This is a genomic window from Pseudobutyrivibrio sp. MD2005, from assembly GCF_000621865.1.
GTDB lineage: Bacteria > Bacillota > Clostridia > Lachnospirales > Lachnospiraceae > Pseudobutyrivibrio.
The window spans coordinates 227,662-241,641 of the sequence record NZ_KK211358.1; the positions used below are offsets into that span (position 1 = coordinate 227,662).

Here is a 13,980-nt window from a genome sequence, read left to right on the forward strand (position 1 = left end):
TTATGATAAATCTTTGAAGATTGTCTCATAAAATCCTTCGAGATTTCAAAAGTTCCCAAAAAACAACTGGTCTCGCTTACTGACGTGACTCGGCGATAGCTGCCTGTGCTGCTGCAAGTCTAGCGATAGGTACTCTAAATGGAGAGCATGATACATAGTCAAGACCAATCTTGTGGCAGAACTCTACTGAAGATGGATCTCCACCGTGCTCACCGCAGATACCTACGTGAAGGTTTGGATTTACTGGCTTACCAAGCTTAATAGCTGTCTCCATAAGCTTACCAACACCTGTCTGATCAAGCTTAGCAAATGGATCGTTCTCGAAGATCTTTGTATCATAGTAAGCATTTAAGAACTTACCAGCATCATCACGAGAGAATCCGAATGTCATCTGTGTAAGATCGTTTGTACCGAAGCAGAAGAAGTCAGCTTCCTTAGCGATTTCATCAGCTGTAAGAGCTGCACGTGGAATCTCGATCATTGTACCTACTTCGTACTCAAGCTTAGCGCCTGCTGCAGCGATTTCAGCATCAGCTGTCTCTACAACTACCTGCTTAACATACTTAAGCTCCTTAACCTCACATACAAGTGGAATCATGATTTCAGGCTTAACATTCCAATCTGGATGAGCCTTCTGTACTTCAAGTGCTGCACGGATAACAGCCTTTGTCTGCATCTTAGCAATTGAAGGATATGTAACTGCAAGACGGCATCCTCTGTGACCCATCATTGGGTTGAACTCGTGGAGTGACTCGCAGATGTTTCTGATTTCCTCTACTGACTTGTTCTTAGCCTTTGCAAGCTTCTCGATATCAGCATCCTCTGTAGGAACGAATTCGTGAAGAGGTGGATCAAGGAATCTGATTGTAACTGGGCAACCCTCAAGTGCTTCGTAAAGAGCCTTGAAGTCTCCCTGCTGGTAAGGAAGAATCTTATCAAGAGCAACTTCTCTCTCTTCCTCTGTATCTGAGCAGATCATCTCACGGAATGCTGCAATTCTGTCAGCCTCGAAGAACATGTGCTCTGTACGGCAAAGACCGATACCTTCTGCACCAAGCTCTCTAGCCTTCTTAGCATCAGCTGGAGTATCTGCATTTGTACGAACCTTAAGTGTTCTGAACTCGTCAGCCCAAGCCATTACACGGCCGAACTCACCAGCGATTGTAGCATCAACTGTTGGGATGATACCAGCATAGATGTTACCTGTTGTACCATCGATAGAGATTTCAGAACCCTCTGTAAATGTAGTGCCTGCAAGAGTGAACTTCTTGTTCTCCTCATCCATAGCGATCTCTCCGCAACCAGATACACAGCATGTACCCATACCACGAGCAACAACGGCAGCGTGTGATGTCATACCACCACGAACTGTAAGGATACCCTGAGCAGCCTTCATACCTGTGATATCTTCTGGAGATGTCTCAAGACGTACAAGAACTACCTTCTCTCCTCTAGCAGCCCATGCCTCAGCATCGTCTGCTGTAAATACAACCTTACCACATGCAGCACCTGGAGAAGCGCCAAGACCCTTACCAAGTGGAGTTGCAGCCTTAAGAGCAGCAGCCTCGAACTGTGGGTGAAGAAGTGTGTCAAGGTTACGTGGGTCGATCATTGCTACAGCCTCTTCTGGAGTCTTGTGTCCCTCATCAACAAGGTCGCAAGCAATCTTAAGAGCAGCTGGAGCTGTTCTCTTACCGTTACGGCACTGGAGCATGTAAAGCTTCTTGTTCTCTACTGTGAACTCCATATCCTGCATATCATGGTAGTGATTCTCAAGTGTCTCACATACCTTGATGAACTCTGCGTATGCCTCTGGGAATTCCTGCTCCATCTGAGCGATTGGCATTGGTGTACGAACACCAGCAACTACGTCCTCGCCCTGTGCGTTGATAAGGAACTCACCCATAAGCTTGTTCTCGCCTGTAGCTGGGTCACGAGTGAATGCAACACCAGTACCAGACTCATTATTTAAGTTACCGAATACCATAGGCATTACGTTAACTGCTGTACCCCATGAATAAGGGATATCGTTGTCTCTTCTGTAAACGTTTGCACGAGGGTTGTCCCATGAACGGAATACAGCCTCGATAGCAAGCTTTAACTGCTCTACTGGATCTGAAGGGAAATCTGTACCGAGCTGATTCTTGTACTCTGCCTTGAACTGCTCTGCAAGTTCCTTAAGGTCAGCAGCTGTAAGATCTACGTCAAACTTAACACCCTTCTTTTCCTTCATCTCATCGATGAGCTGCTCGAAGTACTTCTTACCTACTTCCATAACTACATCTGAGAACATCTGGATAAATCTTCTGTATGAATCATATACGAAACGCTCGAAAGCTGGATCTGGATTACCAGCGATCATTGCATTAACTACTTCATCGTTAAGACCAAGGTTAAGGATTGTATCCATCATACCAGGCATTGATGCACGTGCACCTGAACGAACTGATACTAAAAGTGGATTCTTAAGATCGCCGAACTTCTTGCCGTTGATCTCTTCCATTTTCTTTACCCCATCCATAGCCTGAGCCATGATTTCGTCATTTATTTTACGTCCATCCTCGTAGTACTGAGTACAAGCCTCTGTTGTGATTGTAAATCCCTGTGGTACAGGAAGTCCTATGCTTGTCATCTCAGCGAGGTTAGCACCCTTTCCTCCGAGAAGGTTACGCATTGTCATGTCGCCTTCGCTGAACATGTAAACCCATTTGTTAGCCATTACAAAATCCTCCTAAAAATAAAACATTAATCTCTGAACTGTCATAAAATTTACGGGGTTTCCTGACAGTCCTCTATCATTTAAACACACTTTGTATCCCTTTTCAAACAAAACCGCCTGACAGAAATGTAGAAAAATAGCAGAGTTTTTTGTGTAATATTTCACAAAAAACTCTGCCGAAAACACTTGATTTTTCAGACTATATTATGTAGTCCTCACTTGTGGCATATAAGGCATATTTATGTTGACTGTCTATTGCAAATTCAAGCTTATTTCTATCATTTATGACTTCCTTTATTCTGTAAACAAGCTTCTTGTAGTCCTTTGCATCAAATCGATTTTCAGTAGATGTATATGCAACTTTATGCAAAGTTTCATTAAATCCAAGAATAAGTTGATTATGCAAGAAGGCTTTTCGAAGCGCATTAACTATTTCCCCTTCATGATTGATATCCAAATAAAAATCACATTCCATAAACAGCCTATCTAATGTTGGCATTTTGATATTTGGATACATTATCACATTTTCATACTTCTCATGAGAAAGAAGCTTCGCTGACATCTCGGTGATAGCTGTCACATGGAACTTAACCTCTGGAAGAGCTTCCACCAATTCCTTTAGCTTTTCAACATTTTCTGTGTTGGTACAGATAAGTGCCGATGGCCTTCCGGCATTTTTCTTCTTAAATGAATAAATATATCCAAGCTCTTTCAGCTTATCTGCTGGAGCATTCAATCGCTTCAGCTTCTCAAAGGATGCGTGATTTTGAACAACCACTTTCTCACACCTAGTGGATTTACCTTCAAAAATCATGGCCATATTTGATGGAATCTCATCTCCAGTCTTCTCCTGCCAAAACAGAACATCCTTTTTTTCACCATCCTTTTCAGGCAATGCATTGGATACAAAAAACGGAACTGAAAGAGAATTAAAAAAGATTCGTTTTCCTTCCCACTTTCTTTCTAAGATATAATACTTAACAAACTCAGTTCTGTTCTTAAACACAAGTATTTTGCCATCTTTATTTAATACAATGTCGCCAGTGACAAAGTTTTCTACTATAACCTCCTGCCCATTTGCATTAAAGTAGCTCTTGCTAACCCTTTGAGATTTTTTATTGAAAATTGTCCTTGCATAGCAACATCCATATTTATTGTAGTGGTCAGAGGCTTTTACCTCGCCATCCTCATCAATCCAGTCAACTACCCTCACAAGCCTGTTGTTCTTTGGTTCAGCATAAAAGATACGGCCACGTTCCTTCCCTTTATCATGGATGCTTCCGCTACTGTTTGTTCCACGGATTTCCCAAAATTCAGGTACTTGTATCTGATTGAAATATAGAGGTTTACCTTTCGAAGCCTTCGATTTTTTGAAATCTCCCAGGAAATACTCAAAAACATTTTCTACTGAAGAAGGCAAAAAGCCATCATCATTTATAACTGCAGCCTTCACTTTATAATCAGCATTTTGAAATGAAGTCAACAAATCCTGACTTTCCATATTGAAATAATCAAATAACAATACTATATCGTTTCGATTAGATTTTTCCATTTTGCCTCCACTTCACTTGCCAAATATTTCTCAGCTTTACTGTAGGAATACTCGTGCATCTTCTCTAAATCATCTTCCGTGAATAGCTTTTTAATAGCAGCCACCATTGATTTTTGACGTTTAGACTTTATCATTCCAGTACTGTACTCAAGCTTATAGCCATTTTTTCCATGGTCTATAAATGTCTTATTGCCGTATCTGACATCAAATCCAATAATAGGAAGTCCTGAGCCAATAGCCTCCATTAGAGTCAGGCCAAAGCCCTCGCTCGTTGACCCTGATAGATAAACCTCATATTTTTTGTAAACATCTGTCAGGTCATGTTGCCCCATTAACCGTATATACGAATCAGCCTTATGCTTTTTTATTTGTTCCTTTAAATCCTTTTCGGCTCCACCCTTTCCATAGATATCAAGGCTGATATCAGGAATGGTTTTGTGCGCTTCTACAACAGCATCCACAAGCCAATCCACATGCTTTTCCGTAGCAAGTCGAGATGCAGTAATTAGCGAATGAGGCTTTCGCTCTCCCCCATCCTTCTTAAGCTCTGAAAGTGCACCTACCGGTATTGTATATACCTTAGGCTGCACGCCCACATACTTTTCAAATTGCTCTAGTAAAAGCTTTCGCTGTTCCTCGGTTGCTGTTATATAAAATGCAATGTGCTTATACATTGAGAATGAGTATTCGTAATAATTGTTCCAAAGAATATTATTATCGTCAGTTGCACCCTCGCTAAAATGATCCGCATGAATTACAATTCCAACCTTAGCATCATTTGCATTTTCCAGGATTGCCTGTCCCTGACCAGTAGCGCGGTCAATTATTACCACATCATCAGAAGTTAGATTCAGCTTTTCTGTCATGTAGCCTATCAATTCTTCCTTTGAACAGATTAATCTATCAGGGAATTTATACATTACATTGTCATCGTCATTTATTTCTTCATAGGCGAGACTGCCGTCCCTGTTGAAAAATCTTCGATGGTATAAATGAGCCTTGCCATCAAGTGGTGCATAGTACTCTGAAAAAACTCTGCCACTCATATAGTAGTCTTTTCTAATGAGTTTTCCCCTGGATACGATTTCCACTCGATGTACATAATCAGAATCCGTATTTACGAAGTAAACTCTGTAGAAATTATTTTCACCTTCGAAAATAAGCTTTCCAATAAGACCATCCCTGTCAGATGAAACTATAGGCGAAGACACAGTGGCTTTCAAATCCTCCAATGTGAAGCTAACAGACTCTGGTACATAGTCAGTAAAAAATGTATAAAGCCATATTATCTCATCATCCTCAAAGCCAATGTTTCTTGTCATGTCGATAAGATTATCTCTTGGGAACATGTCAGTAAAAATAAACTTAGCTTTATGACCGATATTTCTAAGCACTTTTGCTCTGTAAGCTTGAGCATACTCAACTCCCGAACTGGCCCAGCCAATACCCAAATTGAAATTATAGATCATAAGACCTCCCGTTGCGCATATCCTATGGAAGAATGATATGCAGCCTATTTTTCTTGTCCATGCTTACTTCCGAAAGTAACACATTTCTAATAATATTTCGTTTGATGGTTTGCTCCATCTTTCTAAATGACTCTAAAGCCTCTGATTGATATTCATACAAAAGATTTCTCTGGGCACTGCTTCGACCAGAAACCGCAGGCTGAAGCTGCTGCAGATAATCTACCTGTTCGATCCATGCATCATCAATGGCAGATAAAGCCGAAACCCTGACAAAATCATTCATACCATTTTCAGAATCAATAGCTTTTTTCTTTTCCTCAAAAGACTGCTCCGCCCTGGACATAATATACGCTTTGATTCTTGATTTATTCCTAAGATTCAGATATGTAGTGTCCTTCTCCATCCTATAGGAAATATTATCCAGTATGTATCGATTCAATTCAGACACTGTCAGATTCTTATTTTCCTTAAGAAAGATATCTACATTCTCCTCGGCAATCTTAAACAGCTTTTCCTTTTCAACTGTTCCACCATCCAAAAGCATATCACGGGTATCGTACATAAGCTTTCTTTCCAGCTGAAGTACGATATCGTAATCTTTGGAGGTCTTTCGATTGGTACTACCTACCTCCTCGTTTATCTTTTGAGCATTGTTAACAATTTTCTTGATTCTTCTATCACTGATTCTACGCTTGCCATCTATATACTTTTTCAGCTTTTCTGGGTCGGTGCCTTTCTCAACAATATCATCCTCAAGAGAGACGATAAATCGGCTGTACCCCGGGTCTCCCTGTCTTCCAGCACGTCCTCTGGCCTGGCGCTCATCACGGATATTGAGCATTCGTCCTACGCCGATTACAGCAAGGCCTCCAAGCTCTTTAACTCCAGGTCCCAGCTTAATATCTGTACCACGACCTGCCATTGATGTAGCAACTGTCATAGCTCCCATCTGGCCAGCTTCTTTGATAATTTCAGCCTCCCAGAAAGCGTTATTGGCATTCAAAACTGAATGAGGAATTCCCTCTTGCACTAGCATATGAGATATGATTTCTGTATCCGAAATCATGGTTGTAACAATAAGTACAGGCTGTCCCAGTTCATGTTTCATCACTGCCAGCTTAATAGCTGCCTCAAACTGCTTATGTGAATCGCTGAAATACCAGTCTGGTAAATCCACTCGCTGAATTGGATTATTAGTAGGAATAACCACTACCTTTTTTCCGTACACTTCATAGAGCTCATCCTTGGCATCGTAGATAGTTCCGCTCATCCCAGCCATCTTAGGGAACATTGAGAAGAAATTCTGATAAGTTATCGACGCCATGGAACGGTTTTCCTGAGTGATTTCCACATGCTCCTTGCACTCTATAGCCTGGTGCTGACCACCTCTAAGCTTAACACCCTTTAGCATTCTACCTGAGCTGGCATCGATAAGTGCTACCTCACCAGCCTCGGAAATCATATATTCCGTTCCTTTCTCTATAATCTTGTGCGCTCTAAGAGCTAATACTAGATGTCTGTATATCTCGAAATATTTTGGAGCAAAAATGTTTTTGATTCCAAAATACTGCTCCGCGTACTCTAATCCCTTTTCAGTAAACCATACATTTTTCTCTTCTACCTCGTAATCCTCATCCTCTTTTAAGGTTCTTACGAAAAAGTCTGCCGATTCATAAAGATTAGACTGGACTCTTGGGGCTCCCGAAATTACAAGAGGCGTGCTGGCACTGTCCAAAAGCACCGAATCTGCCTCATCAATAATGATATAGTTAAATGGCCTAAGGAATCTGTCTTTAGCAGACTTAACCAGATTATTAATAAGATAATCAAATCCTAAAGCTGAGTGAGTCGTATATACGATATCAGAATCATAAATGGCCTTCTTCTCATCGTTTTCAAATCTGTCATCCTCATCTCGCTTTACACCAGCCTGAATAGATAGGCCCATAAACATATAAGCTGGTCCCATCTCTTCCGCATCTCTTAGGGCAAGGTACTCATTATTTGTTACAAGGATAGCCCCCTTGCCTGTAAGTCCGTTAAGATACATAGGAAGTGTCGCAGTAAGAGTCTTTCCTTCGCCAGTGTTCATCTCTGCAAGATAGCCTTGGTGCAAAGCAATTCCAGCCATTATCTGCACATCAAAAGGATACATGCCAAGGACCCTTTTATCAGCCTCACACATTGCAGCAAATGCCTCTGGAAGAATTTTATCCAAGGATTCCCCTTTATCAAATCTCTCCCTAAACTGGATGGTTAGCCCCTTTAATTCATCATCCGAAAGCTGCGCCATCTCCTCCTTATGAGACTTTACTTTATTCAATTCTCTTTTGAGTTTCTTTACAATCCCCTTAGTCTTCACTGTCTATTTCCTCAATTGTAATTGAATGATATGTAAATTCCGTCATACCTGCATTAATAAGCTGCATTTTATAGCTGTAGGTTTTCAGCGGACAGCTAAAATCTGCTTCCACCCCTCTAATAGTAAAATCTCCTGCTTCTCGTTCGTATCTATCCAAAAATACAAGCCTTATAAGATAACCTTTGTTATTTGGTGTCTCAACATTTATCTTTATATGATATTTACTCTCGCCATCTATGATAGGCAAAGTCGGCTCTATTCTTTGAGCCTGATAATTTGTCATGGAATACCACTCCTTAATAACCGTGCCAGGCGGCATAAGCTCATTTTTGAAGTGAACATTATTTCTAGCCTTGTATTCTATCTCGGAACCATACAAATATGTATCCGAGCTATATTCATTCCAATAAATATTCCAACTAACTTTTTCCATAATCACCCTTATCCTTCAAGTGCATTTCGCACCATTTCCCACTTTTCCAGTAGATGCCTTGTGGTATATTTCTGACTGATTTCGTATGAATATACCTTGGCCTGATTCCAGTTAGCAAGACTACCTAAGAAGTAATCAAGTGCGTATGGTATACGGTCAAATTCCTTTAAAACAAAGCCATTATAACCATTTTGCATATACTGGGTTTCTCTTCGAACAATCTGAGGAATAGCAGAACTTATACAGTTAATCTGCAAATAAAGATCAGGATTATGTCGCATATCAATCATAATTCTCTGCTCTCTAATACACTTACTAACCGAAAGCTCATCCACGCACTGTTCAACGAAAAACCTTACAGGAATAATTTCCTCTTCCTCTTCATCTATTTCATTTTCTGCCGTTTCATCTTCCTTTTCTTCAGGAATAACAATTCTTCTATCCCCTCCATTTTCTTCAACAATATCAGCAATCTTGTTCAAAAGATTGTTAGGTAAATCATATGCTGCATTTCTTGTGAAGATATGAATCATGGCATTTTCGTTTTGATTTAAATAATCTGTAAGGGCAATGATTAGCGCCTTGAATCTATCATCTGGCATACCATCTATTGGTACTAAAATCTTCTGTACTGTAAGCTGTTCACTGATACCAAAGTCCATTCTTGAATCGTATGGTGATATATCGATGATGTTTTCTATCTCCTCACCCATTTCTCTTTTTAGATAGCGAGTGGTAGCTTCTGAATCAGTGATGATATATCCAGCCTTTTTTACTATAGGCTTGCCCTCTTCATGGTCTTTGATTCTATATCTATCACCATAAAATGATAGAATACACTTCTTAGTATTTAGAAGCTTTTCAATGGCTACTGCATTGAGCTGATGCATGGCAACGCAATATATATCATCCCCCTCATTTGCCTGAAGATGAGCCATAAGAACTTCCATAATTACATCTGTAAGGCTGCTATAAATAAGCTCTTTAAAATATCCGAGGGTTACTTCACCCTTCGCTGAAATAAAATATGTGTTGGAGTTAGCGTTAATTTCAACGGCACCTGTTTCAGCATATACACGCATTTTAGTGATGCCCTTTTCAGTAAGATAATCCGTATATGCGATAGTTCCATTATTGTAAATCTCTGTTGCAGATACAAAGCCCCTGTCATCATATATGTTTCTACGGCTCAGTACTCCCTGCTTAAACATACTTACTTCAATCGGATTTCCCGCCTCACCAAAATTAATCTGGGCATACTTGGCATTTTCTAAATATGCTATAACCACAAATGGTGTATAGACAAACTCTATATGTTCTGGCCAATCTAAATTATGAAAAGAAAAAACTGAAACCTTCTTTCTGCTGACCTCCTGAATAGCATCAAAACAAGACCAGTAAGGAGCGTGAAAAACTCCCTGGCGGTGAAGAAAGTGTCTGAAATTTGGAGTGTGGCTCAAAAGAAGAATTTTAAAATCAGTCTTGCCACTTCGATGAAACATCTGCACCTGCTTTACTGTGTCATCAAATTCTGTGTGCATTCTTCTTGTATGCCAGCTCTGTTCAAGCTCTTTCCACGTATTCTTTTGATACCACGCTGGAATAAAATATAACATGTCATTCTCCTAAGCTTTATAAAAATGGAATGTACGCATCATAATCCTTAACCGCCCTAAACTCACGGTAAAGATTACAATTGATACTAGCCATTGCAATCATTATTGATGGCAAACTCATTACCTCCTGTGGCACATATCCCTTAAGCTGAAGCACCAGAGGAAGTCCAATAAATAAGCTCATAAATGTAGCCGAAAACAGTGATACAAAAAATACTCGAGCACCTATGTATCTTCTTGTTCTCTTACCTGCTCTAAGTCCAGTAATACTATCTCCCGCCTTCTGTAAATTCTCAGCAAGATTCTTTGGACTGATAAAAACAAATGAAAAAATTATAGTAATTGCATAAAGAACTACTACATAAACTCCGATTCCCAGCGGGTGGGTTGTATCCATGTTTTGAACAGCCCATTCCAGCTTCTTATCCTGCGGAAATAGTGTAGACAAGCCTATTGTGATATATACAGGCAGCATGAAAAATGCCGATGAAAACATTACCGGCATCATTCCAATTGGATTTAACTTGATTGGAATATAATTTTTATCAGAATAGATATTATGAATTGATATTCGTTGCATCGGAATCCGATATTCAGAATTCTCAAAAATGATAGTGAAAAATAATGCAACAAGACCAACCACACCAATGATTTTGATTTCTTCAAAATCTCTGGATTTAACAGTTCTTACAACGCTATCCAAAATGTTGACATAAATAAGAATAGTCTGACCTCCCACTCCGTATTTACCATTTCTAGTAGCAAGCCAAAGAATCAAAAAAGCTCCTGTAATCATCTGCAAACCAGATATGAATCTTGCTAAAATAAGCTCTATGCCACCCTGATAAATATAAAGTGTTGAACCCGTTGTAAAATATGCCTGGACTGTTGCCCAAATAAGCATAAGCGCAAGTGTAGCTTGGGTAATCTTTTTAGGTGAAGTGTGGGCCTTGCTATCAGCACTTTTAAATGCTACCGCCACTTGCACAAAAAGCATCGAAAACATAAATGGAGATATACCAAGAGCCAGGATAGATGTTTTGTACCTATCTCCACCTATGGTCTGCATTATTAAATCATCTGTATGCCCCCTAAACGTCTCATAAGCAACCAAATCAACTCCATAAAGGGGCAACTCACGTCCTGCTAGATAGATTGCCATTATTATGAAGGTAAATATTAGTTTTTGAAATAATGTCTTTGGAAAGAAATGTTTTGCCATATATGTGCTCTTCCTCGTTAGTAATAATCAAGCTAATTTCTTTTGCAGTAAAAACTTCTCCGTTATTATTCTAATTTTACTACATTGCAAAGCCTTTTTGAATAAACAACTGTGTGAATTTTCTAAATATTCTACCTGCTATACCAAAAGAAAGGGCAGCCAAGCTGCCCTAAATCTTTTATTTAGTTGAAGGTCTATTACTTCTCTTCTTTGTCGATGTCTCTCTTGGTCTTAAAGAATGTTATCGCTCCAATAATAAGACCTGTGAACCAGAAGAAGAAGCGCTTCTTTTCTACAGTGTTATCTGTAACTTTAATACCCTTAGCTACCTCAGCATCTTCAATCTTAACTGCACCGATATCTTCAGTCGCGTCTACTGATTCTCTCTCAATAACACCTGCAGTAGTTACATTGTCTTCCTCATGGATAACGTTTAGAGGAACATCCTCATCACCGATTGCTCTGATTTCTACACCACCATCATTAAGTGCTACCTGAGCCTGTGCAGGTGCTGTATTACCTGTAGATGTATCTCCTGATGATTGATTATTATCTGCTGTTGTAGTTGTTGTAGTTGTGCTTGCTGTTGTAGTAGTTGCTATCTCAGTAGTAGCTGCTGTTTGAGTAGTAGCTGCTGTCTCAGTAGTAGCTGCGGTCTCTGTTGTTTCTGCTGTATTAGTAGTTTCGCTAACCTCTGTTGAATCAGCCACTGGTGCTTCTGATCCTGGTGCTTCCGTTTCAGGCTCTACATCTGGAGCAGGTCCTGCTGGAATGATATCATCAAGTATATCTAATCCAATATCTTCGCCTGCGATTGGAGCTGCATCTGATGCACTCTCTCCATCAGATCCCTGATTCTGATTCTGTGCCTCAGCCTCTGACATACTAGTAGATAAGCTTGCTGCGCTTTCACTTGCAGCTGTACTTGCTGCTGTGCTAGCTACCGTACTTGCCTCTGCACTTGAAGCCAATGAAGCTGCTCTTTCTTCTGCTGCTGCCAATGAATCTGTTAAGCTTGCGCTTGCAAAATCAGCCAATTCACTAGCTTTACCCTTAAGTTCATCAACAGTCTTTCCTAATTGATCTATTCCATCAATAAAGCCTTTATATGTTGCAAGATCACTTAAGAACTGATTTCTTGTATACCACTCTTTACCTTTGTTCTTGGTGTAATCTTTTGCATCTTCAAAAGCATCTCTTTGAACATAGTCAAAAGACTGTCCCCAAACTGTCTGTTTTTTATATTTGTCACTATATACTGGTTTTTTTTCAACTACATTAATGCCGAAGACTTTATCATAAGAATCTTCTGAATATGTTTTCTGGCCTTTATAAATTGACTCTCCATTATTCTCGCATGTAACATAGTCGAAATATCTTTCCTTATACTCTCCATCCTTGATGTATTTAACAACGAAATGATTGTTATAATAATCCTTCTGATAGAATTGATAGAAAACGTCATCAATACGACTTCCATCTACCTCACCATCTAATAAGAATTTAAGCTTAATCATCTCGATTGCAAGGTTTCTACCAACATCATCGTTATAGAAGTTATTACCATTAAGATTCTTCTTATTAGCTTTAGCAGTATCTAATGCTGCATTAACAGTTTTCAATGCTTCGTTTGCATCTTTAACTTTATCAGCAACACCATCTTTAGAATATGCTGATTCCTCAAATGCCTTTGACTCAGCTTCAAGATCTGCTTCGTTTGCAATGATAGCCTCAGATAAGCTTGTACTTGTGCTTTCCATGCTAAGAGACTGAGACTCTGATGTAGATGCAAGCAACTCCTCTTCTTCAGATAATGATGCAGCTGCTGATTCTGAAAGCTCCTCATCTGTAAGAGTAGGTGCTTCAGACTGAGTTTCTGCTGGCTCCTGTGGCACTTCTGCATCTGTTGGTGCAGGTGCTGTTGCCATCAATACCCGTGGTGCTGCCATTAACTTTCGATTTGTTGCAACCTCTTCAGGCTGTTCCTGTGGTGTCTCGATAGCTGCTGGCTGCTCTGCTACTGGCTCCTGTGGTGTCTCTACAGCTGCTGGCTGCTCTACTGCTGGTTCCTGTGGTGTCTCTACACCTGCTGGCTGCTCTACTGCTGGTTCCTGTGGTGTCTCTACACCTACTGGCTGCTCTGCTACTGGCTCCTGTGGAAGCTCTGTAACTGGTGTCCCCTGCTCTACAGGTGTGCCAAGACCTAAATCCTGAGCTACTTCCTGTCCAGTCTGCTGAGTTGTTTCCATAGCGACTTCCTGATTAGGTGTTGTGTCTGCTGGTGCCTCATAGTCAATGAAAACTTCTCCTGCTTCCGAACTAGTTTCCTCTACAGTTTCAGCATAAACTAAATCTGCCTCTCCTAATATTGAAGCTCCACCTACTGTTGCTCCGGTGATTGCTACCCCTTTTAAAATTGTATTAATCTTCTTTGCCATAATACTGCTCCCCTTTTTCGTTATAAATTATACCCTTTTTATATTTTCTACATTTATTATATTGATAATTTATGAACAAATTATGTTTTTTGTGAATATTTCTTGCCTAAATCATACAACTTCTTGCCAATTTCAACAACTTTTTCGTCTCATTTTCTACATTCTGCCC

8 protein-coding genes are annotated in these 13,980 nt (G+C 40.0%); all 8 read right to left on the bottom strand.

The window, feature by feature from the left end; translation table 11 throughout:
• Positions 1 to 76: 76 nt before the first annotated feature.
• A complete protein-coding gene (ppdK, locus tag T498_RS0110900; RefSeq protein WP_028235928.1) occupies positions 77 to 2,719 on the bottom strand; it encodes a pyruvate, phosphate dikinase in 2,643 nt (880 codons plus the stop codon).
• A gap of 199 nt (positions 2,720 to 2,918) precedes the next feature.
• Complete coding sequence (gtfB, locus tag T498_RS0110905; RefSeq protein ID WP_028235929.1) at positions 2,919 to 4,271, bottom strand: accessory Sec system glycosylation chaperone GtfB; 1,353 nt, start codon at positions 4,269 to 4,271, stop codon at positions 2,919 to 2,921.
• The gene (gtfA, locus tag T498_RS0110910) at positions 4,244 to 5,740 is read right to left on the bottom strand and encodes an accessory Sec system glycosyltransferase GtfA (RefSeq protein ID WP_028235930.1); all 1,497 of its coding nucleotides are present in this window, start codon (positions 5,738 to 5,740) and stop codon (positions 4,244 to 4,246) included. The genes gtfB and gtfA overlap by 28 nt, the downstream gene beginning before the upstream one ends.
• 22 nt (positions 5,741 to 5,762) lie before the next feature.
• On the bottom strand, positions 5,763 to 8,102 hold the full coding sequence (gene secA2, locus T498_RS0110915; RefSeq protein ID WP_036978389.1) for an accessory Sec system translocase SecA2: 2,340 nt from the start codon (positions 8,100 to 8,102) through the stop codon (positions 5,763 to 5,765).
• The gene (gene asp3 / locus T498_RS0110920; protein WP_028235932.1) at positions 8,092 to 8,535 is read right to left on the bottom strand and encodes an accessory Sec system protein Asp3; all 444 of its coding nucleotides are present in this window, start codon (positions 8,533 to 8,535) and stop codon (positions 8,092 to 8,094) included. Before asp3 ends, secA2 begins: the two co-directional genes overlap by 11 nt.
• Positions 8,536 to 8,543: 8 nt before the next feature.
• Complete coding sequence (asp1, locus tag T498_RS0110925; protein ID WP_028235933.1) at positions 8,544 to 10,151, bottom strand: accessory Sec system protein Asp1; 1,608 nt, start codon at positions 10,149 to 10,151, stop codon at positions 8,544 to 8,546.
• A 16-nt stretch (positions 10,152 to 10,167) separates the two neighbouring features.
• Positions 10,168 to 11,373, bottom strand: coding sequence for a preprotein translocase subunit SecY (locus T498_RS0110930; protein WP_028235934.1), 1,206 nt, complete (start codon positions 11,371 to 11,373; stop codon positions 10,168 to 10,170).
• A 197-nt stretch (positions 11,374 to 11,570) separates the two neighbouring features.
• Positions 11,571 to 13,811, bottom strand: coding sequence for a hypothetical protein (locus T498_RS16300; RefSeq protein ID WP_028235935.1), 2,241 nt, complete (start codon positions 13,809 to 13,811; stop codon positions 11,571 to 11,573).
• Positions 13,812 to 13,980 lie beyond the last annotated feature (169 nt).